Source organism: Pseudomonas lundensis (assembly GCF_002269125.1).
Lineage (GTDB): Bacteria > Pseudomonadota > Gammaproteobacteria > Pseudomonadales > Pseudomonadaceae > Aquipseudomonas > Aquipseudomonas lundensis_A.
The window spans coordinates 76,987-101,969 of the sequence record NZ_NQKI01000003.1 but is presented as its reverse complement, the minus strand read 5'-3'; the positions used below and the strand labels follow the sequence as shown (position 1 = coordinate 101,969).

22 protein-coding genes are annotated in these 24,983 nt (G+C 59.5%); 12 read left to right on the top strand and 10 right to left on the bottom strand.

What is annotated here, in order from left to right:
• The gene (locus CJF39_RS03490) at nucleotides 1-1,272 is read right to left on the bottom strand and encodes a glutamate-5-semialdehyde dehydrogenase (protein WP_094992160.1); all 1,272 of its coding nucleotides are present in this window, start codon (nucleotides 1,270-1,272) and stop codon (nucleotides 1-3) included.
• A 177-nt stretch (nucleotides 1,273-1,449) separates the two neighbouring features.
• Between CJF39_RS03490 and CJF39_RS03485 the strand changes: the two genes are divergently transcribed.
• Nucleotides 1,450-2,118 carry a DNA-3-methyladenine glycosylase gene (locus tag CJF39_RS03485; protein WP_094992232.1) on the top strand — a complete coding sequence of 223 codons (669 nt, stop codon included), beginning with the start codon at nucleotides 1,450-1,452 and terminating at the stop codon, nucleotides 2,116-2,118.
• A gap of 48 nt (nucleotides 2,119-2,166) precedes the next feature.
• Nucleotides 2,167-3,483 (top strand): bifunctional DedA family/phosphatase PAP2 family protein, encoded by a 1,317-nt coding sequence (locus tag CJF39_RS03480; protein ID WP_094992159.1) that lies wholly within the window; start codon nucleotides 2,167-2,169, stop codon nucleotides 3,481-3,483.
• Between the two features lie 22 nt (nucleotides 3,484-3,505).
• On the opposite strand, the gene CJF39_RS03475 is transcribed toward CJF39_RS03480, so the two are convergent.
• Genes CJF39_RS03475 through CJF39_RS03465 form a run of 3 tightly spaced genes read right to left on the bottom strand, consistent with a single transcriptional unit; the run spans nucleotide 3,506 to nucleotide 5,194 of the window.
• Entirely contained in the window at nucleotides 3,506-4,108 is a 603-nt protein-coding gene (locus CJF39_RS03475; protein ID WP_094992158.1) for an LON peptidase substrate-binding domain-containing protein, read from the bottom strand.
• Between the two features lie 10 nt (nucleotides 4,109-4,118).
• The gene (locus CJF39_RS03470) at nucleotides 4,119-4,835 is read right to left on the bottom strand and encodes an LrgB family protein (protein WP_094992157.1); all 717 of its coding nucleotides are present in this window, start codon (nucleotides 4,833-4,835) and stop codon (nucleotides 4,119-4,121) included.
• Nucleotides 4,832-5,194, bottom strand: a complete 363-nt coding sequence (locus CJF39_RS03465) for a CidA/LrgA family protein (RefSeq protein ID WP_094992156.1) — start codon at nucleotides 5,192-5,194, stop codon at nucleotides 4,832-4,834. The genes CJF39_RS03470 and CJF39_RS03465 overlap by 4 nt, the downstream gene beginning before the upstream one ends.
• Before the next feature lie 170 nt (nucleotides 5,195-5,364).
• On the opposite strand from CJF39_RS03465, the gene CJF39_RS03460 reads away from it, so the two are divergent.
• Nucleotides 5,365-7,047 (top strand): C13 family peptidase, encoded by a 1,683-nt coding sequence (locus CJF39_RS03460; protein ID WP_094992155.1) that lies wholly within the window; start codon nucleotides 5,365-5,367, stop codon nucleotides 7,045-7,047.
• A 61-nt stretch (nucleotides 7,048-7,108) separates the two neighbouring features.
• Complete coding sequence (locus CJF39_RS03455; RefSeq protein WP_094992154.1) at nucleotides 7,109-7,750, top strand: oxidoreductase; 642 nt, start codon at nucleotides 7,109-7,111, stop codon at nucleotides 7,748-7,750.
• Nucleotides 7,751-7,754: 4 nt separating this feature from the next.
• Here the strand turns inward: CJF39_RS03455 and CJF39_RS03450 are convergent, their stop codons facing one another.
• From CJF39_RS03450 to CJF39_RS03435, 4 genes are all read right to left on the bottom strand, one after another.
• Nucleotides 7,755-8,042 (bottom strand): YceK/YidQ family lipoprotein, encoded by a 288-nt coding sequence (locus CJF39_RS03450; protein WP_094992153.1) that lies wholly within the window; start codon nucleotides 8,040-8,042, stop codon nucleotides 7,755-7,757.
• Nucleotides 8,035-8,664, bottom strand: a complete 630-nt coding sequence (ubiX, locus tag CJF39_RS03445; RefSeq protein ID WP_047273487.1) for a flavin prenyltransferase UbiX — start codon at nucleotides 8,662-8,664, stop codon at nucleotides 8,035-8,037. Before ubiX ends, CJF39_RS03450 begins: the two co-directional genes overlap by 8 nt.
• Complete coding sequence (gene mpl, locus CJF39_RS03440; RefSeq protein WP_094992152.1) at nucleotides 8,664-10,010, bottom strand: UDP-N-acetylmuramate:L-alanyl-gamma-D-glutamyl-meso-diaminopimelate ligase; 1,347 nt, start codon at nucleotides 10,008-10,010, stop codon at nucleotides 8,664-8,666. The genes ubiX and mpl overlap by 1 nt, the downstream gene beginning before the upstream one ends.
• Before the next feature lie 79 nt (nucleotides 10,011-10,089).
• Nucleotides 10,090-11,976 carry a sigma-54-dependent Fis family transcriptional regulator gene (locus CJF39_RS03435; protein WP_094992151.1) on the bottom strand — a complete coding sequence of 629 codons (1,887 nt, stop codon included), beginning with the start codon at nucleotides 11,974-11,976 and terminating at the stop codon, nucleotides 10,090-10,092.
• Nucleotides 11,977-12,321: 345 nt separating this feature from the next.
• On the opposite strand from CJF39_RS03435, the gene exaC reads away from it, so the two are divergent.
• From exaC to CJF39_RS03395, 8 genes are all read left to right on the top strand, one after another.
• A complete protein-coding gene (gene exaC, locus CJF39_RS03430; RefSeq protein WP_094992150.1) occupies nucleotides 12,322-13,842 on the top strand; it encodes an acetaldehyde dehydrogenase ExaC in 1,521 nt (506 codons plus the stop codon).
• 114 nt (nucleotides 13,843-13,956) lie between these two features.
• Complete coding sequence (gene eat, locus CJF39_RS03425) at nucleotides 13,957-15,405, top strand: ethanolamine permease (protein WP_094992231.1); 1,449 nt, start codon at nucleotides 13,957-13,959, stop codon at nucleotides 15,403-15,405.
• 52 nt (nucleotides 15,406-15,457) lie between these two features.
• On the top strand, nucleotides 15,458-16,858 hold the full coding sequence (locus CJF39_RS03420; RefSeq protein WP_094992149.1) for an ethanolamine ammonia-lyase subunit EutB: 1,401 nt from the start codon (nucleotides 15,458-15,460) through the stop codon (nucleotides 16,856-16,858).
• Nucleotides 16,859-16,860: 2 nt separating this feature from the next.
• Nucleotides 16,861-17,670, top strand: a complete 810-nt coding sequence (eutC, locus tag CJF39_RS03415; protein ID WP_094992148.1) for an ethanolamine ammonia-lyase subunit EutC — start codon at nucleotides 16,861-16,863, stop codon at nucleotides 17,668-17,670.
• Nucleotides 17,671-17,927: 257 nt separating this feature from the next.
• Nucleotides 17,928-18,575, top strand: coding sequence for a DedA family protein (locus CJF39_RS03410; RefSeq protein ID WP_094992147.1), 648 nt, complete (start codon nucleotides 17,928-17,930; stop codon nucleotides 18,573-18,575).
• A gap of 13 nt (nucleotides 18,576-18,588) precedes the next feature.
• Nucleotides 18,589-19,401, top strand: a complete 813-nt coding sequence (locus CJF39_RS03405; protein WP_094992146.1) for a zinc-dependent peptidase — start codon at nucleotides 18,589-18,591, stop codon at nucleotides 19,399-19,401.
• A gap of 101 nt (nucleotides 19,402-19,502) precedes the next feature.
• Nucleotides 19,503-20,030 carry an inorganic diphosphatase gene (gene ppa / locus CJF39_RS03400; protein WP_016779241.1) on the top strand — a complete coding sequence of 176 codons (528 nt, stop codon included), beginning with the start codon at nucleotides 19,503-19,505 and terminating at the stop codon, nucleotides 20,028-20,030.
• Nucleotides 20,031-20,260: 230 nt separating this feature from the next.
• The gene (locus CJF39_RS03395) at nucleotides 20,261-21,016 is read left to right on the top strand and encodes a LexA family transcriptional regulator (RefSeq protein ID WP_094992145.1); all 756 of its coding nucleotides are present in this window, start codon (nucleotides 20,261-20,263) and stop codon (nucleotides 21,014-21,016) included.
• Between the two features lie 344 nt (nucleotides 21,017-21,360).
• Here the strand turns inward: CJF39_RS03395 and tssM are convergent, their stop codons facing one another.
• Both tssM and icmH read right to left on the bottom strand, forming a co-directional pair.
• Complete coding sequence (tssM, locus tag CJF39_RS03390; protein ID WP_170942638.1) at nucleotides 21,361-24,135, bottom strand: type VI secretion system membrane subunit TssM; 2,775 nt, start codon at nucleotides 24,133-24,135, stop codon at nucleotides 21,361-21,363.
• The gene (icmH, locus tag CJF39_RS03385) at nucleotides 24,135-24,917 is read right to left on the bottom strand and encodes a type IVB secretion system protein IcmH/DotU (RefSeq protein ID WP_170942637.1); all 783 of its coding nucleotides are present in this window, start codon (nucleotides 24,915-24,917) and stop codon (nucleotides 24,135-24,137) included. Before icmH ends, tssM begins: the two co-directional genes overlap by 1 nt.
• Between the last annotated feature and the right edge of the window lie 66 nt (nucleotides 24,918-24,983).

The window sequence follows — 24,983 nt, the reverse complement described above, 5'->3', positions numbered from 1 at the left end:
TCACACCGGCTCCTGACCGCGCAGTTGTCCGTCACCGACCACAATGTACTTCTCGCAGGTCAGACCTTCGAGACCCACCGGGCCGCGGGCGTGCAGCTTATCAGTAGAAATGCCAATCTCCGCACCCAATCCGTATTCAAATCCATCCGCGAAGCAGGTCGGGGTGTTGAGCATCACCGAACTGGAGTCCACTTCAGCCATGAAACGCCGGGCGTCGCCTTGATGTTCGGTGACGATCGAGTCGGTGTGATGGGAGCCATAGTGGTTGATGTGTTCAATCGCCGCGTCCAGCCCGTCGACCACGCGGATCGACAACTTCGCGTCCAGATATTCGGTGTGCCAGTCGTCTTCTGTGGCCGGCGCAACGTCAATCAGCGCCTGGGTGCGCTCGCAACCACGCAGTTCGACGCCCTTGGCGCGAAATTGCTCAGCCATCGCGGGCAGAAATTCGGCCGCAACGGCTTGATCCACCAGCAGTGTTTCCATCGCCCCGCAAATGCCGTAGCGGTACGTTTTGGCGTTGAACGCAATACGTTGCGCCTTTGGCAGGTCGGCATGGGCGCTGACATACACATGGCAAATGCCGTCCAGATGCTTGATGACCGGCACCCGTGCATCACGGCTGACTCGCTCGATCAGGCCTTTGCCGCCACGGGGCACGATCACGTCCACGTATTCAGGCATGGTAATCAAGGCACCAACCGCTGCGCGATCGGTCACTTCAACGACTTGCACCACCGCCGGCGGCAGACCGGCCTCGGCCAGACCTCGCTGGATACAGGCTGCAATGGCCCGATTGGAGTGAATCGCCTCGGAGCCTCCGCGCAGAATGGTGGCATTGCCGGATTTCAGGCACAGGCTCGCGGCGTCGATGGTCACATTGGGGCGCGACTCATAAATGATACCGACCACGCCCAACGGCACGCGCATCTTGCCCACCTGAATACCCGAAGGGCGGTAGCTCATGTCACGAATGGCGCCGACCGGGTCCGGCAGGCTGGCCACCTGGCGCAGACCGACGATCATGCCGTCGATGCGCGCTGGGGTCAGCGCCAGGCGCTCCAGCATGGCAGGCTCAAGACCATTGGCCCGACCCGCCGCCAGATCCTGCTCATTGGCGGCAGTCAGTTCCGGTCGCGCAGCGTCCAGGGCAGCGGCAGCCGCCAGCAAGGCACGGTTTTTTTGCCCGGTGCTGGCTCGGCCAATCACACGGGAAGCTTCACGGGCAGCGCGACCCAGGCGGGTCATGTAGTCAAGAACGGACTCAGTCATGGTCTCAATGGTCTTGGCAGAGAGGAAAGCGGCCGATTATAGCGATCATGCTGCCTTACGCACAGCGGTGGCAGGCGGATGGTCGAAATGGACCACAAATACACAGTGTTCAGCGCGAATTAAGCAGGTCTTGCTATGATCTGCGCCCTTTTAGCCACTGATGTGATAGCCCTGAAGATGCCAAACGTGCTGCCGGATTCCTTTTTCGACCGAGATGCTCAACGTGTTGCCCGCGAACTCTTGGGCAAGGTCATCCGCCACCGGGTCAACGGCCTGTGGCTCAGTGCGCGCATTATCGAAACCGAAGCGTATTACTGCGTCGACAAAGGCAGCCATGCCTCGCTGGGCTACACCGAAAAGCGCAAGGCGCTGTTTCTCGATGGCGGGCACATTTATATGTACTACGCTCGCGGCGGCGATTCCTTGAACTTCAGTGCCCACGGCCCGGGCAATGCGGTACTGATCAAATCGGCTTACCCATGGGTCGACGACTTATCAGGCCCGGACAGTCTGGCGCTCATGCAGCGCAACAACCCCGATACTCAAGGTCGACCGCGCCCCGACCAAAAGCTCTGCGCCGGGCAAACCCTGCTGTGCAAGGCGCTGGGCCTGAAAGTGCCTGAATGGGATGCAAAATGTTTCGACCCCGAACGTTTACGGGTCGATGACGTCGCACAACAACCCTCGCATGTGATTCAAACCACGCGCCTGGGCATCCCCCACGGGCGGGATGAATACCTGATGTACCGCTTTGTCGACGCTGACTACGCTGCGTATTGCACGCGCAACCCGTTGAGGCGCGGCCAGGTTGAAGGCAAGGACTACGTGATCCTGGATCACGCGTAATTGCCACTGCTTAAAAGACTTAACCGACGATCAAAAGGAAATTGAAACATGGGCCCATGGCTCGATAGCGTAACTGGCTGGCTAACAGCCAACCCGCAGTGGCTGGGCCTCGCGGTATTTATTGTGGCGTGCGTTGAATGCCTGGCCATTGCCGGGATTATTGTGCCGGGCACCGTGCTGTTGTTTGCAATCGCCGTTATGGCGGGCAGCGGCGCCTTGTCCCTGGGCGAAACGTTATTGCTCGGCTTTCTCGGCGGCTTGCTGGGAGATGTTGCCTCATACGCGCTGGGCAGACGCTTCCATCAGAATATTCGGCGCCTGCCGCTGCTGCGCACTCACCCCGAGTGGATGAACGGCGCCGAAGGTTACTTTCACAAGTACGGCATCGTCAGTTTGCTGGTGGGGCGCTTCATCGGCCCGCTACGCCCCATGTTGCCGATGGTGGCAGGCATGTGCGACATGCCCATCCCGCGGTTTATCGGCGTCAGCCTGCTGGCCGGCATTGGCTGGTCGGTGGCGTACCTGCTGCCCGGCTGGGCGACCGGCGCCGCCATCCGCTTGCCATTGCCTGACGGCTTCTGGCCACAAGCGGCGATAGTCGCGGTCGGGCTGGCGGCCTTGTTGGGGTTGAGCATCAACGCCAGCATTCGGCGTCAATCCAGGGCCACCTTGCTGATCGGTGCACTGAGCCTGACGCTTCTGTTGGCGTTGTTCGTTGGCTACCCGTACATGACAGCGCTGGATCAGGGCATTTCTGCGCTGGTGCAGGAACATCGCAGCAGCACCATGGACATGGCCGCCGTGCTGGTGACGCAAATCGGCAACTTCCGCACCCAGTTTCTGGCGGCGGCACTGGTGTGCATCATCCTGTTGCTGACCCGGCAATGGCGCGCGATGTTTTTCTTCGGCGGGGTGACGTTATTCACAGCGCTGGCCAATACCGCCACCAAGCTGTTTTTCGCCCGGGTTCGCCCTGACGTACTGGTTGATCCGCTGACCAGTTACAGCATGCCTAGCGGCCACAGCTCGGGCGCGTTTGCGTTCTTTGTGGCGTTGGCGATTCTTGCCGGGCGCGAGCAACCGCAGCGTATGCGTATCACGTGGGTATTGCTGGGATGCCTGCTGGCGATCACCGTCGCCATGTCGCGGGTGTACCTCGGCGCTCACTGGCCAACAGACATCATGGCCGGTGCGTTGTTGGCAATCACGGTCAATGCCTTCGGTCTGGCCCTGTGTCAACGCTACATGCCATTAAACCCCGTACCGCAGAAAGTCTGGTGGCTGATCCTGCCCGCCAGCATGGCGTTGTATGGCTTTTTTATGTTGGCGCACATGTCCAAAGAGCTGCTGCGCTACGCGTATTGACAGCTGAAACGCAGGGCGGGGATCAATTCAAGGTTTCGCCTTGATACTCGCCCTGCATTTCGTCCAGCAACACCTGAATACCGTCCAGACGCTGCTGCGGGTCATCGACTTGCAGCAGTTCAAGCTTGTCTTCCTCGGCAAAAGGCAGCAAGTAGGCCAGTTGATTGGCCAGCGATTGCTGCCCCACAACGTCAGGGTTCATGTTCAGCGCCGCCACCATGGGGTGCTCGGCCAACGCTTTGAGCAGCGCCAGCAAGTCTTGGTCTTCGTCCGTCAGGGGTTGTTCGGGGATCTCGTCCAGCCATTCAACGTCGGCCTGTAATAACTGGTCGCGCTGCAGGTCCATGCTCAGAATTTCAAAGCGGCGCCCGCCTTCGACCCGTATGCCCAGCAGGCCGTTGTCCTGCTGTTGAAAATCGCGGATGAGCGCTTCGCACCCGATGAGTGCAATGTCTTCGGGGGCATCGCCCACTTCACTACCCTCCAGAATGCACACCACCCCAAAGCCGGTCCCCTGCTTCATACAACGGCTAATCATGTCGAGGTAGCGCGCCTCAAAAATTTGCAGATCCAGTACACACCCGGGAAACAGCACAGTCTTGAGAGGAAACAACGGCAATGTCATGTCTACGTCCTTACACCATGAGGCTGACGGCCAACGGTAGAAATACCGCTGTGCCCACACCCATTAAACTCATCGCCAACGCCGCGAAGGCGCCGCACTCTTCACCTTCCTGCAAGGCCACTGACGTCCCGACTGCGTGAGCCGTCATGCCCAGCGCCATGCCCCGCGCTTCAGCGCTGTGAACATGCAGCAGGCTAAGCAAGCCCGGCCCGGCAATCGCGCCAATGACCCCGGTAATCAGCACAAACACCGCCGCCAGTGCTGCGACACCGCCAATTTGCTCCGCCACCAGCATAGCAATCGGCGAGGTCACCGACTTGGGCGCCAGCGTCATCAGCACCATGTGCTCGGTGCCGAACCACCAGCCCAACACCACCACGAGACCGGTGGCAAACACCCCCCCAATCACCAGCGTAGTAAAGATGGGCCAGAACAGTTGCCGGATTCTTCGCAGGTTCAAGTACAGCGGCACGGCCAGCGCCACAGTGGCCGGCCCCAGCAGGATGCTCAGAATATCGGTGCTTTTGCGGTATTCGTCGTAGCTCAGGCCACAACTGAGCAGCACACCGATAACCAGCAGCATCGAAGCCAATACCGGTTGCAGGAAAATCCAGCGGGTTTTCTCAAAAGCCGCCAGCACCATCTGATAGGCACCCAGGGTAATGCCAATGCCGAACAGCGGATGATGGATCACAGCCTGCCATGCGCCTTGCCATTCCAGGGTCATGGCCGCTCCTCCGGCGCTTGATGACGCTTGAGCAAACGCTGCATCAGCACACCCACGAACGCCATCGACAACAGCAGCGACAGCACCAGAGCGCCAACAATCGCCCAAAAATCGGCAGCAATATCACTGGCGTAAACCATCACGCCCACCGCCGGTGGCACCAGCAGCAACGGGAGATAGCGCAACAGACCGCTGGCCGCCTGACTCAAGGGCTCGCTGACTTCACCGCGCACGATCAGAAAGACCAAAAGCAGCAACAACCCGATGATCGGGCCGGGCAGCACAGGGATGAACAAGTGATTGAGGGCAGTGCCGAGCAATTGAAACAGCACCAGCCAGGTCAGGCCGCGTAACAACATCTCTCATCTCCAGCGATCTTTTTTTGCGCCGCATTATAAGCACGCTCACCACAGCCTGGCTTGGCTAAAGGCAGGGGCCTTCGGGAATATCACAGGATGTTTCATGTCGCCCTATAGAGCGGCTTCCATTGCTGCGGCATACTCGCAGGCCTAACTTTTCGGATCCTGCCATGCGCCCATTTGTACCCCTTGCTCTGACGTTGCTGCTGACGGCCTGCGGTGACGGCGAATCGCTGTTGCCCCCGGACGCTCGCCTGCCCGATGGGGGGCGCTACCGCGGCGAAGTGGTCAATGGGCTGTTGCAGGGCCAAGGCCGCATCGACTACCCGAACGGCAATTGGTACGCGGGGGAATTCAGCAATGGGGTGTTTCAGGGCCAGGGCGAATGGCACGCCAGCAATGGGGACGTGTACCGCGGCAAATTCGAGGGTGGCCTGTACAACGGACAAGGCAGCCTGACCACCCACGACAGCGACTACGTCGGCGGCTTCAAACAAGGCCGCCGCGAAGGTGAAGGCACCCTCAAACAAGGCGGCATGAGCTATCGCGGCGACTTCAAAGATGACCAGTTTTCCGGCTTCGGCCACCTGGAACTGGAGGATGGCAGCGAGTATCAGGGCCAGTTTGCCCACGGCAAACCCCATGGCGAAGGCAAGCGCAGCGATGCCAGCGGCAACGAATTCACCGGCACCTTTGTCAATGGCCAGCTCGAAGGCAATGGCATTTTTAATAGTGCCGAAGGGGATCAATACGAAGGCGAGTTCAAGGACAACCAGCTCAACGGCAAGGGCCGCTTCGAAAACGCTGACGGCGACGTGTGGATCGGTGAGTTCAAGGACGGCGCGCTGACCGGCAAAGGCGAGTTCATCGGCGTTGATGGCAGCCACTACCGCGGCCAATTCAACGAATGGCGCTTCAATGGTCCCGGCCAGCTCAACATGGCCGATGGCAGCCGCTATGTCGGTGATTTCGCCAATGACACGTATCAGGGCTATGGCACCCTGACGCTGAGCGACGGCTCGGTCGAGAAAGGCTACTGGATCAACGGGCTGCGCGTGCGCGACGAAAAAGGCGAGCTGCTGCCGGACCCGCTTGAACTGGGCCTGCTCAATCAGGGCAAGTTGCTTGACCAAGCCCTCAAAGCGGTTCCACACACCACCCCGGCGGTAGAGCTGTACAGCCTGGTGCTGGGCGGCGACGGCAAGCAAAGCGTCTTTCTGCGTGAAGCCGATTACGTCAGCGACATGCTCACCAGCCGTTTCGGCAGCCGCGGCAACATCAGCCTGGTCAACCATCGCGACCACTTGATGGATCGCCCCATGGCCACCCGTGAAAACCTGCACCGTGCCGCCAAGACCCTGGCCGAGCGCACGGGCCCGGAAGACTTGGTGTTCATCTACCTGACCAGCCACGGCACCCACGATCACGAACTGGTGCTCGACCAGCCGCGCCTTGAACTGGCAGACCTGCCCGCCGAGGAGTTGGCCGCCGCGCTTGCCCCGTTGAAGCATCGCGACAAGATCATTGTGATTTCTGCCTGCTACTCGGGCGGATTCATCCCGGCGCTCAAGGATGAAAAAACCTTGATCATGACCGCTTCCGACGCTGACAAGGTTTCGTTTGGCTGCTCGGAAGAAGCCTACTTCACCTACTTCGGCAACGCACTGTTCGCTCAGGCCCTGAACCAGACCGACGACCTGCAGCAAGCGTTCACACTGGCCAAGCAATACGTGGCCGAGCGCGAACAGGCCGACAATTTCGATGCATCCGCACCTCAAATCTGGGCACCGAAAGGCGTCCTGAACCACTGGCAGCGCCTGCGTGAGCAACAAGCGCGGCAAGCGTTGCATTAATCCGATGGAACAGCATGGACGCCCAGAGTGACTAAGCTGAATGTATCAAGGGAGATTTCGCATGTACCTGACGCCTCAGCACATCCTGATAGCGGGTGCCTCCGGCCTGACCGGTGAACATTTACTCGACCGTGTGCTCAACGAACCTACGGTAGTACGCGTACTCGCCCCTTCGCGCAAACCGCTGGCCGCCCACCCGCGCCTTGAGAACCCGGTCGGCGAACCCGAAGCCTTTTTGCCCCTGCTCAGTGGCGAGGTCGAGGTGGCGTTCTGTTGCCTGGGGACCACCATCAAGCAGGCTGGCTCCGAAGAAGCCTTTCGCGCCGTGGATCACGACATGGTCGTGGCTTTTGGCAAACGCGCGCGTGAAATGGGCGCCAGGCATTTGATCGTCATCAGTGCAATTGGCGCAGACCCGGAGTCGTCCATTTTCTACAACCGGGTCAAAGGTGAGATGGAGCAATCCTTGCGCGCGCAGGGATGGCCTCAACTGACCATTGCCCGCCCATCGCTGCTCATCGGCGAACGCCTGGACGAACGGCCAGCAGAGAAAATTGCAGGTTTGTTTTCAAAACTGATCCCAGGCAAGTATCACGGCATTGAAGCCTGTGACCTGGCCCGGGCGCTGTGGCGCCTGGCGCTCGAAGAGCAGAAGGACGTGCGGGTGGTTGAATCCGACGAACTGAGAAAGCTGGGCAAGTAACCCGCTATAGCCCGCCGTTGGCCTGAACCCCGACGCCCAGCACGGTCAGCACCGACAACGGCAGCAATAGCGTATCGAGCAATGCACTGGCAGGCAGGTCCAGCCCAGGATAACGCGGGGCCTGGGCGCCAAATCGGTCCTGCGCACAGCAGCCGCCTTGCAATGCATACCAATCGAGTCGCGTGCCCGAATACACCACCGGCGCACCCGGCTTGGCGGCATCCAGCGTGCGAACGCTGGCGCAACCGCCGATGTGCATGAGCATCAACACGCCCAACAATGCTTTACTCATCGCCGCCCACATGGTGCTCGCCCCAACGCGGGAGCATGTCCTGCGGGATATTGAGCAGGTTAAGAATGCGCGCAACCATGAAATCCACGAGGTCATCAATGGTCTGCGGCTGATGATAAAACCCTGGCGACGCCGGCAAGATGATGGCGCCCATGTTCGACAGCTTGAGCATGTTTTCCAGATGAATGCTGGAGTACGGCGCTTCGCGCGGCACCAGGATCAACTGGCGACGTTCTTTGAGCGTTACGTCTGCCGCCCGCTCGACCAAATTGTTGCACGCGCCCGTGGCAATGGCTGACAGCGTGCCCGTGGAACAGGGCACCACCACCATCGCTGCCGGAGCGCCGGACCCCGACGCCACCGGCGACATCCAGTCTTCCTTGCCATACACGCGGATCTGCCCGGCAGCTGCCCCGGTGTATTCGGTCAGGAACGTCTGCATGGCCTGCGGCTTGGGTGGAAGATTGACGTCGGTTTCGGTCGCCATGACCAACTGCGCGGCCTTGGAGATCAGGAAATGGACTTCACGGTCTTCGCGCACCAGGCAATCGAGCAGGCGCAATGCGTAAGGCATGCCCGATGCACCGGTCACGGCCAGGGTAATGCGTTCCGGGCCACTCATCACAGTGCGTCCGCCAGTTTGCCGTGCAGGCCACCGAAGCCGCCGTTACTCATAATCACCACGTGGGTGCCGGGCTTAACGCGGGTTTTGACGTCCGCGATGATGGCGTCCAGCGAATCGCAGACCCGGGTCGACACAGGGCTCGATGCAACCGTTGCCGCCAGATCCCAACCCAGATTGGCCGGCGCGTACCAGACCACGTGATCGGCCTGAACCACACTCTGCGGCAGGCCATCACGGTGGGCACCCAGCTTCATGGAGTTTGAGCGCGGTTCAATGATCGCCACCAACGGCGCATCGCCGATACGCTTGCGCAACCCGTCCAGTGTGGTGGCGATGGCGGTCGGGTGGTGAGCGAAATCGTCATAGATCGTGACGCCATTCACTTCAGCCACTTTTTCCATTCGGCGTTTCACACTTTTGAACGCGCTCAGGCCGTCGATTGCCATGCTCGGCACGACCCCGACATGCCGGGCTGCGGCCAGTGTTGCCAGCGCGTTGGCGACGTTGTGCTGACCGGTCATGTCCCACTCGACAGTGCCCTGAACCACGCCCTCGAACAGCACGTCAAAGCGCGAGCCGTCATCGCTCAACAGGCGGGCTTGCCATTGGCCACCCTCACCCGTGGTTTGCACCGGGGTCCAGCACCCCATATCGATCACACGCTGCAACGCAGGTTCTGTGGTCGGGTGAATCACCAGCCCTTCGCTCGGAATAGTGCGCACCAAGTGATGAAATTGCCGCTCAATCGCAGGCAAATCAGGGAAGATATCAGCGTGATCGAACTCAAGGTTGTTGAGGATCGCGGTACGCGGACGGTAATGGACGAACTTGGAACGCTTGTCGAAGAAGGCGCTGTCGTACTCATCCGCCTCAACCACGAAAAACGGCGTGTCGCCCAACCGCGCCGACACGGCAAAGTTTTGCGGCACGCCGCCGATCAGGAACCCCGGCGCCATGCCGGCATGTTCCAGCACCCAGGCCAGCATGCTGCTGGTGGTGGTTTTGCCATGCGTACCGGCCACGGCCAGCACCCAGCGACCTTGCAGCACGTGATCGGCCAGCCATTGCGGCCCGGACACATAAGGCAGGCCCTTGTTCAGGACATACTCAACGGCCGGGTTACCCCGTGACAGCGCGTTACCAATTACTACCACGTCAGGTGCGGGGTCCAACTGGGCAGGGTCGTAGCCTTGGGTCAATTCAATGCCTTGAGCTTGCAGCTGGGTGCTCATCGGCGGATAGACGTTCGCGTCGGAACCTGTCACGTGATGGCCCAGTTCTTTGGCCAATACCGCCAGCGAACCCATGAATGTGCCGCAAATACCAAGAATATGAATGTGCATAGTCGACCTCGAAAATCATCGGCGAAGGGTAGCGTAGGGGACTTTTTTTCGCACCTGATGATTAGGATGAGCGCCTGGCTTAACGCTCAATGCCATGCTTGCGCAGCTTTCTGTACAGCGTATTGCGGCTGACCCCCAGTTGCAGCGCGGTATGTGTCATGTGCCAGCGATGCAACTCCAGCGCCATCAACAAGGCCATTTTCTCGGCTTCATCGAGCGGGTGTTCAGGCGTTTCAGGCGCTTTGGGTGAGGTTTGACGCATAGTGGCTGGCAAGTCCTGCAACCTGATGCGCCCGTCTTCACATAAGGCCGCCAAGGTACGCAACACCGTACGCATTTGTCGTACGTTGCCCGGCCAATTGAAATCAAGCAGCGCCTGACGTGCCTGCGGGTCAATCACCAACCGCTCCTGCCCCGCCTCCTCGGCCAGCAGAAAATCCAGCAACTGGCACTTGTCGCTGCGATCACGCAAGGCGGGCAAAGCGATTTCCAGTCCGTTGAGTCGGTAATACAAGTCTTCGCGAAAACTGCCCTGCTCCACGCGCTCGAGCAAGTTGCGGTGGGTGGCACTGATGATGCGCACGTTCACAGCCTGCGGCTCGCCACCAATCGGCACCACCAGTCGGTCCTCCAGTACACGCAGCAAACGGGTCTGCATGGCCAGTGGCATGTCACCGATTTCATCGAGAAACAAGGTTCCGCCATCTGCCTGTTGCAACTTGCCTTGCATGCCCTCTTTGCGCGCACCGGTAAAACTGCCGCTGCGATAGCCGAACAATTCACTCTCAATCAGGCTTTCAGGAATCGCCGCGCAGTTAAGCGCCACAAAGGGCTGGTCGGTGCGCAAGCTGGCCAGATGCACCGCTTTGGCGAAGGCTTCTTTGCCCGAGCCGGTTTCACCATTGACCAACAGCGGCACGTCGCGCTCGAAGACCCGCAACGCGCGGCGAAAATCAGTGTGCAACGCATCGTCGCCCAAGCAGATCCCACTCAGGCGCGCAGGCGCTGGGTCTGGTTGAACGCTGACCGGCGTGGGTTGACTGCGGGCCTGGCCGCGCAATGCCGCAAATAAAACGCGACCATCACGGGTGCGCAGCGGCCAACTGGCGCTGGCCTGCGGGCTGGCGCGGGCGAAAAGCTCATCGTGCGGGCAATCAAATACCTGATCGACGGTTTGCCCGATCAGCCCGCCGCGCACATGCCCCAGCAGGTTCAAGGCACTCTGGTTGACCGCAGCAATCACGCCCTCGCCATCGAACGCCAGCATGCCTTCGCTAAATAGCCCCACCGATTGTGCTTGCAGGTGAAAGCGCAACAGCCACTGGTCTTCGAAGTGACGCAAGAAATAGCTGCTTTCGATGATTTTTGCCGACAGGTTGACCAGCGCCATGGTGTGGAACTGGCTTTGGCGCGACACGTCGTGGCGGGCCGAAGACACGTCCAGCACGGCCAGCAAGTCACCCTGCGGGTCAAACACCGGGCTGGCCGAACACGTGAGTCCGGTGTGGCGACCGCGAAAGTGCTCATCCTGATGAATGGTCAGCGCTTGTCGCTCAACCAGACAAGTGCCAATGCCATTGGTACCTTCGCGGGCCTCACTCCAGTCTGCCCCCAGCCACAGCCCGGCCCGCTCAAACACTGTGCGCTCCGTGGGCGCGGTCACGCAGTTCAGGATCACGCCCCGAGCATCGGTCAGTAATACCGCATGACCGGCACCCGATAACTGTTGATGCAAGCTGTTCATTTCATGACTGGCAATGTGCAACACCTGCTGCAAACGCTCGCGCCCTTCCAGAATGCGACCGTGTTCAAGCACCGTCGGGGCGACAGTTTGAGCGGGATCGAGGTGGTAATCTTCCAGGCAGCGTTGCCAGGAGCGAACAATCGACGGGTCGCATCCTTGAGGACGGCCCTGAGTGACGTCGATGACTTGTCGGGCGTGCCGACTGATATCTGCACTGTGCATTTTTATTATTCTCCGCTCTGTCTCGGCGGTCTTGGCGTGTGCAGGGCAAATGCCCCGGGAGATGCGCCCAAGAACCAGTCCAAACCGAGCCCCCAGCATCCTCTTGCGCCGTATGCATTGCAATCGCCATCTGACTGGCCGGTCAGCCTCTGTACCGTTTTTGGTACAGAGTGTCACCCCGACTGTGCCAGCCATGTCACAGCCCAGGTGCAAGAGAACGCTCGAACTCTGCTCAAAGCCCCGTTTTAGAGCATTCGAAACAATTTGGCCCGGCCTTTGCTCCGGCTTAGGGCAGCGCCACAGCGCGTCCTCCCATAAGCACAATAAAGCCAGGAGACACTCACCATGCGTTACGCACAACCCGGTACTGAAGGCTCGATCGTCTCGTTCAAGAGCCAATACGGTAACTACATCGGCGGCGAATTCGTGGCTCCCGTCAACGGTCAATATTTCACCAATACCTCACCGGTGAACGGCAAACCCATCGCCCAGTTCCCGCGCTCGACAGCTGAAGACATCGAGAAAGCCCTCGACGCCGCTCATGCCGCTGCGGATGCCTGGGGCGCGACGTCGGTGCAGGCGCGCTCGCTGGTGCTGCTGAAAATCGCTGACCGTATCGAACAAAACCTTGAGCTGCTGGCCGTCACCGAAACCTGGGACAACGGCAAAGCCGTGCGCGAAACCCTGAACGCCGATGTACCGTTGGCGGCCGACCACTTCCGTTACTACGCCGGGTGCATCCGCGCCCAGGAAGGCAGCGCTGCCGAGATTGACGGCAACACCGTGGCTTATCACATTCACGAACCGCTCGGCGTGGTCGGGCAGATCATCCCGTGGAACTTCCCGCTGCTGATGGCCGCCTGGAAACTCGCCCCCGCGCTGGCAGCCGGTAACTGCATCGTGCTCAAGCCTGCCGAACAAACGCCGCTGAGCATCAGTGTGCTGATGGAACTGATCGGTGACCTGCTGCCGCCGGGTGTGCTGAACGTGGTGCAAGGTTTCGGCAAGGAAGCAGGCGAAGCCCTGGCCACCAGCAAGCGGATTGCCAAAATTGCTTTCACCGGTTCGACGCCTGTGGGCGCGCACATCATGAAATGTGCCGCTGAAAACATCATTCCTTCCACCGTAGAACTGGGTGGCAAGTCGCCGAATATTTTCTTCGAAGACATCATGCAGGCTGAACCGTCTTTCATCGAGAAGGCCGCTGAAGGCTTGGTGCTGGCGTTCTTCAACCAAGGCGAAGTCTGCACCTGCCCTTCGCGCGCGCTGGTGCAAGAGTCGATCTACGACGAGTTCATGAAAGTGGTGATGAAGAAGGTCGAGTCGATCAAGCGCGGCGATCCGTTGGACACAGACACCATGGTCGGCGCACAAGCGTCCGAGCAGCAGTTCGACAAGATCCTGTCTTACCTTGAAATTGCCAAAAACGAAGGCGCCGAGCTGCTGACCGGTGGCGCCGTGGCCAAACTCGAAGGTGACCTGGCAACCGGCTATTACATCCAGCCGACCCTGCTCAAGGGCACCAACAAAATGCGCGTGTTCCAGGAAGAAATCTTTGGCCCGGTGGTCAGCATCACCACCTTCAAAGACGAAGCCGAAGCGCTGGCCATCGCCAACGACACCGAGTTCGGACTGGGTGCTGGCCTGTGGACCCGCGACATCAACCGCGCTTATCGCATGGGCCGTGCGATCAAGGCAGGTCGTGTGTGGACCAACTGCTATCACCTCTACCCGGCGCACGCCGCGTTCGGCGGGTACAAAAAGTCCGGCGTCGGCCGTGAAACCCACAAGATGATGCTCGACCATTATCAGCAGACCAAAAACCTGCTGGTGAGTTACGACATCAACCCGCTGGGCTTCTTCTAACGGCCTGGTCTGCAGGAGCGAGCCAGCTTCGCTCCTGCAGACATCCGGGTTGGCCCTTCTCTTGCTTCACACCCTGTCAAATTTTCCAAACTATAAAAGAACAGGTGAATGCACATGCCTAGCGAACCAATCGCCGCCGCAGCGGCTCCCTCTTCGGTCGACTTTGAAAAAGTCGGCTCCGATTACTTTCAACAACGCGAACTGAAAAAAGGCGCCGCCGGCTGGGTCCTGCTGGTAGGGCTGGGCGTGGCGTATGTGATTTCCGGCGACTACGCCGGCTGGAACTTCGGCCTGGCCCAAGGCGGCTGGGGCGGTATGTTCCTCGCCACATTGCTGATGGCCACCATGTACCTGTGCATGTGTTTCTCGCTGGCCGAGTTGTCGTCAATGATCCCTACGGCAGGCGGCGGCTATGGCTTTGCCCGCAGCGCCTTCGGCCCATGGGGCGGATTCCTGACCGGCACGGCGATCCTCATCGAGTACGCCATCGCCCCGGCCGCCATTGCCGTGTTTATCGGCGCTTACTGCGAGTCGCTGTTCGGGATTGGCGGCTGGATGATCTATCTGGCGTTTTACATCATCTTCATCGGCATCCACATTTTTGGGGTCGGTGAAGCGCTCAAGCTGATGTTCATCATCACCGCCGTGGCCGCCATTGCGCTGGGGGTGTTTCTGGTGTCGATGGTGCCGCACTTCAGCGTCGCCAACCTGCTGGACATCCCGGTGACCGAGGCCAAGGGTGCCAGCCCGTTTCTGCCCTTCGGTTATGTGGGCGTGTGGGCAGCCATCCCTTACGCGATCTGGTTTTTCCTCGCCGTTGAGGGCGTGCCGCTGGCCGCCGAAGAAACCAAGAACCCGAAACGCGACCTGCCGCGCGGCTTGATCGGCGCCATGCTGGTGCTGGTGACATTCGCGTTGATGATCCTGGTCATCGGGCCGGGCGGCGCCGGGGCGCATCATTTGATGGCCTCGGGCAACCCGCTGGTAGAAGCCTTGAGCAAAGCCTATGGCGGCTCCACCTGGATGGGCGGTTTCGTCAATCTGGTCGGCCTGGCCGGTTTGATCGCCAGCTTCTTCTCGATCATTTACGCCTATTCGCGTCAGATCTTCGCCCTGTCCCGTGCAGGTTATCTGCCACGCAAACTGTCCGAGACCAACAAAAGCAAGGCGCCGGTTCTGGCCCTGATCATCCCCGGCATCATCGGCTTTGGCCTGTCACTGACCGGACAAGGCGACCTGCTGATTCTGGTGGCTGTGTTTGGGGCGACCATTTCCTATGTGTTGATGATGGCCGCCCACATCACCCTGCGCATTCGTCGCCCCAAAATGGAGCGCCCGTACCGCACACCGGGGGGCATTTTCACCTCCGGCGTCGCGCTGGTACTGGCGTGCGTGGCGGTGGTCGCCGGTTTCCTGGTCGACCCACGCGTGGTGATTGGTGCTGCCGTGATCTATGGCGTATTAATTGCCTACTTTGCGTTCTACAGTCGGCATCACTTGGTCGCCGGCACACCTGAAGAGGAATTCGCGGCGATCCAGAAAGCCGAAGAAACCTTGCACTGATCGCTGAGCATCCCGCCAGACGCCTCGCGTCTGGCGTCAAGGAGCACCCTGTATGGCAACGTTTTCCCATGCGGTAGGCACGCAGACTTACCGCTTTGACAGCCTCAAAGAGGTGATGGCCAAGGCCAGCCCGGCACGCTCCGGCGATTTTCTGGCGGGTGTGGCCGCGCAAAACGACGGCGAGCGGGTTGCGGCACAAATGGCACTGGCCGACATCCCGCTCACGCATTTCCTGCACGAAGCGCTGATTCCTTACGAGACCGATGAGGTTACGCGACTGATTATCGACAGCCACGACGCCCGGGCTTTCAGCGTGGTCAGCCACCTGACCGTCGGCGGGTTCCGTGACTGGCTGCTCAGCGACGCAGCCGATGAACACAGCTTGCGTGCCCTTGCGCCGGGGCTGACGCCGGAAATGGCCGCGGCCGTGTCGAAGGTCATGCGCGTTCAGGACCTGATTCTGGTGGCGCAGAAGATCCGCGTCATCACCCGGTTTCGCGGCACGCTGGGCCTGCACGGCCGCCTGTCAACGCGCCTGCAACCCAACCACCCCACCGATGACCCGGCCGGGATCGCCGCCAGCATTCTCGATGGCCTGCTCTACGGCAATGGCGATGCCATGATTGGCATCAACCCGGCCACCGACAGCATTGCCTCGATCTGCGACCTGCTGAAGATGCTGGACGCGATCATTCAACGTTACGAAATCCCCACTCAATCCTGCGTGCTGACCCACGTCACCACCTCCATTGAAGCGATCAACCGCGGCGTGCCGCTGGATCTGGTGTTTCAGTCCATTGCTGGCACCGAAGCGGCGAATGCCAGTTTCGGCATCAACTTGAATGTCCTGCAAGAAGGCTATGACGCCGGTTTGAGCCTCAATCGCGGCACGTTGGGCAACAACTTGATGTATTTCGAAACAGGTCAAGGCAGCGCGCTGTCGGCCAACGCGCACTTTGGCGTCGATCAACAAACCTGCGAAACCCGCGCCTATGCCGTGGCGCGGCATTTCAAACCGTTTCTGGTCAACACCGTGGTCGGTTTCATCGGCCCCGAGTACCTGTACAACGGCAAGCAGATTATCCGCGCCGGGCTTGAGGACCATTTCTGCGGCAAGCTGCTCGGGGTGCCGATGGGCTGCGACATCTGCTACACCAACCACGCCGAAGCGGATCAGGACGACATGGACACCCTGCTGACGTTGCTCGGCGTGGCCGGGATCAACTTCATCATGGGCATTCCGGGGTCGGACGACATCATGCTCAATTACCAGACCACCTCGTTCCATGACGCGCTGTATGCGCGCAAGACACTCGGGCTCAAGCCTGCACCCGAGTTCGAACAATGGCTGAGCAAGATCGGCATTTTCACCCAGCGCGATGGCCGCATCGAATTCGGTCACCAACTGCCGCCGGCATTTCGTCAGGCGCTGGCCCATTTGGGAGGTCATTGACCATGGCCGCTACCCCACACGACAACACAAATCCGTGGCGGGCGCTGCGCAGCCTGACCCCCGCACGCATTGCACTGGGCCGCACCGGCACCAGCCTGCCGACCCATGCGCAGTTGGATTTCCAGTTTGCCCACGCCCAGGCGCGCGATGCCGTGCATTTGCCATTCGATCATGCGAGCTTGAGCGCTCAACTGAGCGAACGCGGCCGTGACAGTTTGTTGCTGCACAGCGCGGCGGCCGATCGCCACACCTACCTGCAACGCCCTGACCTTGGCCGCAGACTGGACGAGGCCTCGGCGCAGCGTTTAAGCGATTACGCACACACCAACCCCGGCGGAGTCGACGTGGCTGTGGTGGTAGCCGATGGCCTGTCCGCGCTGGCGGTTCACCGGCACTCCTTGCCCTTTCTGGCGCGCATGGAAGAGCACATCGTCAGCGATGGCTGGTCGATGTCACCTGTGGTGCTGATCGAACAAGGCCGGGTGGCGGTGGCGGATGAAGTCGGCGAACGGCTCGGGGCAAAAATGGTGGTGATGCTGATTGGCGAGCGGCCCGGGCTCAGCTCCCCGGACAGTCTCGGGCTGTATTTCACTTATGCGCCCAAGGTCGGGCTGACTGACGCCTACCGCAACTGTATTTCCAACGTACGACTGGAAGGGCTTAGTTATGGCATGGCCGCTCATCGGCTGGCGTATCTGATGCGTGAAGCCTGCCGTCGGCAGTTGTCGGGTGTAAACCTCAAGGACGAAGCTCAGATTCAGACACTGGAAACGGACACGTCCCGCGATAATTTCTTACTGAGTGGCCAATAAATACAGCGGCTAGTCGCTATTCTGTTGACCTGCGGCTGCTCTTAAGCAGCGCAGGCCTGCAATCGACAGCCGCTGCGGGTTCTCTCTATCGTTCTGACCGTAATACACGCTTCGCTACAAACTCTAGAAGCAGAATTTGCTTCAATCCGTATAATCCGTCCGGTTCAAAATGTACGAAAAAACTACACCCCCTGTAGTTCATTACCTTTTTCCCCGCACAGACCTGCTGAGCCGGGTCATCAACACAGGTGCTTTACATGGATTTCAACCCGATCGACATCATCCTGCACCTCGATGTGTACCTGGACATGCTGGTAAGAGATTACGGCGTGTGGATTTACGCCATCCTGTTTCTGGTGATTTTTTGCGAAACCGGGCTGGTGGTCATGCCGTTCTTGCCAGGCGACTCGTTGCTGTTTATCGCAGGCGCTGTGGCAGCGGGCGGTGGCATGGACCCGGTGCTGCTCGGCGGTTTGCTGATGCTGGCGGCGATTTTGGGTGACAGTACCAACTACGTTATCGGGCGAACGGCGGGCGAACGGCTGTTCAGTAATCCGGACTCCAAGATTTTCCGTCGCGACTACCTGCAAAAAACCCATGATTTCTATGACCGCCACGGCGGTAAAACCGTGACCATGGCGCGCTTCCTGCCGATCATCCGTACTTTCGCCCCCTTTGTAGCCGGTGTGGCACGCATGCCCTACCCGCGCTTTTTCGGCTTTAGCGTATTCGGCACCATCCTGTGGGTCGGCGGTCTTGTCACGCTGGGTTACTTCTTCGGTAATGTACCGTTCATCAAGAAAAACCTGTCGCTGCTGGTGGTGGGTATCATCCTGCTGTCGCTGGTACCAATGATTGTCGGTGTGGTGCGCAGCCGTCTGGGGCGCACCCCTTCTAAAGCCTGATCGAGAAAAACCCATGTGGTCGCTGAGCGAATGGAGACGCCAGAGGATTCTTGCCCAGCACCCGGTAACCCCGGATGCCTGGCATGAGGTGCGCCAACACCTGAGCATTCTCGACGGTCTGGATGACGAACAAGACAAATGGCTACGTGAGCACAGCGTGCTGTTTTTGCAGGACAAACACCTGACACCGATGCCCGGTGTTGAACTCACCGACGTCGGCCGGTTGCTGCTGGCTGCGCAAGCGCAATTGCCGTTACTGAACCTGGGTGAGCTGGACTGGTATCAGGGCTTTCACGAAATCGTGCTGTACCCCGACGATTTCGTCAGCCCGCAGCGTCACCGCGACGCCAGTGGCGTGGAGCATCAGTGGGAAGGTCATCACAGCGGCGAAGCCTGGCAGCATGGCCCGGTGGTGCTGGCCTGGCCGGGCGTTCTGTCGAGCGGCGGCTGGGAAGGGTACAACCTGGTGATTCATGAGCTGGCGCACAAGCTCGACATGCTCAACGGTGCCGCTAATGGCATGCCGCCGCTGCACAGCAGCATGAATGTCAACGACTGGTCCAACGCCATGCAAGAGGCCTACGACCACCTCAACCACTACCTTGATCACCACAACCCCGATCACGCGCCTATCGACCCGTATGCGGCTGAAAACCCGGCGGAGTTTTTTGCGGTCATCAGCGAATACTTCTTCAGCGCTCCTGATCTGTTGAACCAGGCCTACCCGCGGGTTTACCAACAACTGAGCCTGTTTTATCGTCAGGACCCGTTGACCCGCTTACAAACGCTTCAGCGCGAACATGTCGGATACCGCGCACAGCACTGATCGCCCAGGCGTGACGTCGTTGCAGGAATACGCCTATAATCGCCGCCACTTTTTGGCCAAATCGGCCAAGCAAACTGGCCTACTAACGGGGGCACCGCCCAATGAGCTACAGCAAGATTCCGGCTGGCAAAGACCTGCCGAATGACATCTACGTCGCTATCGAGATTCCGGCTAACCACGCGCCGATCAAATATGAAATCGACAAAGACAGCGATTGCCTGTTCGTTGACCGCTTCATGGCCACCCCGATGTTCTACCCGGCCAACTACGGTTTCATCCCGAACACCCTGGCCGACGACGGTGACCCCCTCGACGTGCTGGTCGTGACCCCTTACCCGGTTGCACCAGGTTCGGTTATCCGTGCTCGCCCGGTCGGCATCCTGCACATGACTGACGACGGCGGCGGCGATGCCAAAGTAGTTGCAGTGCCACACGACAAGCTGTCGCAGCTGTATGTGGACGTAAAAGAGTACACCGACCTGCCACCTCTGCTGATCCAGCAGATCCAGCACTTCTTCGAGAACTACAAAGACCTCGAGAAAGGCAAGTGGGTGAAAATCGAAGGCTGGGGCGACGCAGAAGCTGCCCGCGCCGAAATCACCAAGTCGGTTGCTGCTTACAAAGGCTAAGTGTTGAGTCACTTGTTACGGCAAGTTCCTACACAAAAAACCCCGGTCTTCCGGGGTTTTTTTATGCCTGCTTAAACACCGTAAAACACTATGTTCACCGCGTACAAATACGTCGCACATCAAACGTAGGAAAAGGCTTTTGAAGCCCGCGATATCTCTGGTTCTTGCGTGTCTTTTTTGAACGTTTAGTTTATTTAAACGGCGCATTCTTCTCCGTAAACTCCGCCAGCATGAATACATCCGGTGATCGTCTAAGGCTCCTGTTAAGGGAATGCCATTTATCCGCTTCGGACTTCGCTGCCAATCGCCGCGTTACGCCGCAGCACGTCAATAACTGGTTCAAGCGCGGCATTCCCATGGCCCGACTTGACGAAATCGCCGAGCTGCTCTGTGTGAACAGTCGCTGGCTACGTACGGGTGAAGGTTCTAAACACCCTAAAGGGCCCAGCACACATGAACCTCTGCGTGCGCCATCAGAGGCACACCTCACACCCCTTCGACCCACCAGCGTTACACCCGACAGAACCGATGCCCGCCTCGCCTTTTACAACGAGGTGTTAACCCCCTGTGGCACCGGGACGCGCGTCATGGAAATACCTGACGGCCACATACGCCTCGACAACGCGATCTTGCGAGCCGCAGCCGTGAGCCCCGAACACGCCATTTGCGTCCCGATGATTGGCAACAGCATGGCGCAAAAAATTCAGAGCGGCTCCACCCTCGCCGTCGACAGCAGCCTGACACACATCGTGGACGGTGAGATTTACGCCCTCGAACAAGACGGCATGCTGCGCATCAAATACGCATACCGCCTGCCGGGCGACGGACTGCGGCTGCGCAGCCACAACAACAGTGAATACCCTGACGAGACGTACTCGGCCGAACAGATTCAGGCACTGAATATCCGCATATTGGGGTGGGTATTTTGGTGGTCGACCCTCAACACTCGCAGGCCTGCTGTGCCACACCCGCTTGAAGACAACTGACTGACGACCCGCACTGCCGGGCAACCCGGACCGGTTTTAGCTGGGAAACCTTCGCGAAGTTGAGTATGCTGCGCCGCACACCTTGCAACCGCCGCGAGCGGTTCGCACGACCAGACGGCCACACGCCTCTGCGTCCACATCCACATGCTTTAACGCTGGATGTCCAAATTGAAGGTGGGTACGGTTTACCAAAAATAAACCACATCCTCCCCCGAGAAGCCGGCCACAAGCCGGCTTTTTAATGCCCGTCGATTACATCTGCACTATTGCTGTGGGCATTGAAGGGCTAACGTTGGCCGATCGTTCGCGCACCACACGGGTACACCCCATGCTTATAGGGCTTACTAAGGGACTGATAGGTTTGGTTCAGCACTCACGCCCCACGTGTTTTCGGCCATTCCGTTAAACCAGTGATTGAGCGGGCGAGGCAAGCGTTGGGCGGTATGACGAAGTTGACTCAAAGCATCCCGCTGGTCGCTCATGTGTTGGCGGGCGATTTCGAAAGCGGCGTCAGCCGGTGCGCTCGCGCTGGCGAGTGCCGCCATTTGCATTTGCAAATCGGTGAGTCTGGCGAATAACAGCGAGAGAGGGTCCGCAAGGCCGTCGTTGTCGTCCAATAGATGATGAAGAGGTTCGAACTGCCGCTGCATGGCCTTTTTGGACGTGTCGGCCACATTGGCCGTCAATGGGTCAGCGCGCTTGGCGACGGCAGTACCGACGACGTTGACCACACCCGACAGCGCTCCGGCATCTACCGTACTGGCCAGGTCAGGCAGTTCATCTGCCAGCGTGATGAAGCGCGTGTTATTGCGCACTGCCAACAGCATGCGCAGGATCGGCGAGTTGGCTGAGGTCATGCCGGCCAAGTACTCAGCACCTTCGCGGGCGTCATTGAACGGCTTCAAACCCAGTCGCCCGACCGCTGCCGCCCAGTGCTCGGCGTAGTCCCGAAAGTACAGCTGCTCCACTTCAACCATGAGTTTGCGCATGCCCATCGCGCTGGTGCTGTTGCTCTCCCCAAGCACCCAGTTATTACCCAAGATGTCGCTCACCAGGCTCACGCCCTGGATCGAGAGATACTGTTGATACGCTTGCTGCGTGTAAAACCCCGGAACGTTGTAATCGGCGCCAGTCAAGAGATGGCCGTGCGGCCCTAGGTCTAGAGCAATACAGTAAGGCGGCAATGAGCGCGCCTGCTCACGGAGCGTGCGGTAGACCACGGTTGCCAGCGATTCGCTGCGCAGAACCTGACGCGCTTGAGCAATCAGTGCCGTATCGAGCGCAGGCTTTACCGGGGTGTTCAGCAAACGTTCGAGGTGCTGATTCAGGCCGTTCTGCACATGCGTCAGGCCGGGGTAGCGCATCGACCAGTCGTTGGCCATCCAGCCTTTGAGCCAGGCGGGGTCGCGTTTGTCACTGACGTCGAACATCAAGTAGGCGCGCAGGCTGTTGAGCAAACGTTCACGGTTGCTCAAGTTGGCGTGTATCTGTTGTTCAAGCTGCTGGACCACCCGCGGCATCAACTCGGTTTGCAAGGTGTGTTGATAAGCGCGCTCGACCCGCTCGCGCACCTCTGCGCCTTGATACAGCCCGGTGCGTTCATACAAGGCCGCATCCCATGCCGAAGGGAATACGTGAGTGGCGGCGTAATACGTGTCCAGGATTTGCAGTACGGCCAGGGCATCATCTTGAGGATTGAGTTGCCCATGTTGTTGAGTCCAGTGCGGAGTCAGCTGACGCAGTTGGTCAAAACGCGCATGGTTGGACAAAAAACTGCTGGTCCACAACACACCCATTCCCCCTACCACCCCCATCGCCAAGAGGTAGTGAAAACGCTGGCCCCAGCACAAACGTTGGCGCTTAGGCTTGTCGAGCCCGGCCCTCTGCGCTTCAGGCAACATCACACGCCTGAACAGATGGTGAATGAAGTAAGACTGGCCCGGGAGCTGCACGGGCAGGGTGCGGATTTTATCTCGCGCAACCTCGGCGGGTTGCGAGACGTCGGCAGCGCTGGTCAGGTAAAACCCCCGCAGCGGGCTGACCTGTGGATAGCGGTTGAGCGAAAACGTCATGTCGGTAAACACACAAAGCCGTGTCGCGACTTCACTCAATTGCCGAGGAAAGTCCAGTATTCGCCCGCGCCGCTGCGCATCGCGCTCTTGATGCATACGCACGATGATCTGACTGTTAAGCCGCTGCAACAACGCCTCGCACTCGGCACGCATAAGCGCAGCACCGCCCTGCCCCTGCTCAAAGCTGGCACCGAATACCTGAGCGCGTTCTTCAAGGGGCAAAGGCTCGAAAAACTCGGTAAAGCCAGGTATCAGGTCAGTCTTGGTCAGCACCAGGTACACCGGCAACTCGATGCGCAACACCTCATGCACATCTTGCAACCGTGCCCGGATCTGATCCGAAAGACCGGACAGCGTGTCAGTGCGGCCGAGCATCAGGGTATCTACAGGAATGGTCACCAACACTCCGTTCAACAGCCCCCCGCGCGCGCGTTTGCGCAACTGGCCAGGCAAGGTCCGCCAGTCGCTGGCATTGCGCGGCTCAATGCCGGAAGGCAAGCATCCTCCGGCGGTGTCGATTAATCCCCCGAGTTCAGCAAAGTACCACTCACAGTCCAGGGTGCTGCGCAGGTCGCGGGTGGGGCTGCCATCAAGGGTGTGCAGCGCAAATTCCAGACCGGAGACATCCAGCAAACGGGTTTTGCCGGCGCCTGGCGGCCCGAGCACCATGAGCCAGGGCAATTCGTCGCGCCAATGTTCAGGTCGGTCGAGGTGCACGCAGGTATCTTTTAGGGTGTACAGCGCCTGCCTGAAACGTTTTTGCAGGGTGTTGCAGGCGGCATCACCCCCGAAAGCTTCGCGTTCAGCCTCGTTTTTTTTACGCAGCCCTGCGCGCCCGCTGACAAACACCATGGTCACCCCCCAAAGAAGGACCACGGCACTGATGCTCAACGACCGCGCAACGGGGTCGACCCAAAACCTGTGACCGTTCACGGCCAGCAAATACCCGGCCCACCACACCAACAGCGCAACAGTCGGCACCCCAAACAGCGTCCACCGCCAGGTGTGATTCAGCAACGCCATGGCCTTGTGCAAGCAGTTGCTCATCATGACTTCCTGTTCACAGCTGCGGCCTGATCCTCAGCCGCGTGCTGTTCGTAGTGTTGCATCACCGCTTCACGCTGTTGACTCAGCACCCAGGCGAACCCCGAATACATGACCGTCAGGCAGCCCAGGGTCAACGTGACCAGTAACCAACGCGGGACGATGCGCACCCGATGGCCGCGCCGGGCCTTCAGGCCCTGGCAGTGAGGCGAGGCATCACGGATCATATCGCCGCGCACATGACGGATCTGGCGATAGAGGCTGTCGCGTATCGCCTCTCGTTCGAGCGCACCGCCCCTCTTCACGTGAAAGCGGCCTTCGAAGCCCAGCGACAGGCTGACATAGAGCAACTCAAGCAAATACAGGTTCTTCGCGGGCTCCAGGCAAAGCCGATCGATCAATTGAAAAACGTTGGCGCCGCCCAAGGTTTCATTGTGAAAACGGCTCGACAGGCTCTTTGGCGGCCCGTCGTTCTCATTGCCCCACTCCGAGGTTGAAATGGCCTCATCCAGTACCGTGCACAGGACATAACGGGCGCTCATGACTTGCCCGCGTTCACACCCCGAATACAGGGCGTTGGCTTCGAACGCGTTCACGCCTGCACTGAGCCGGGCATGCAGGACTGGCAAGTCGTATTCCGCCATTGAGTGACGAAGGCCCACCACACATGACAACAACTCGCTGGCAGCCGCCACCAAGGGATTTGGGCCGACACTGAAGAGATCCGTCGGCTTGAGGTGAGCGTGGTAGGCGATCCGTTCATCGACATGTTCACTACGCGGCAAGGGCCTCATCTTTATGGGGCCTGTTGAAGGAGCGCAAAGCAAACGCCGCTGCTCTTCGCTGACGAC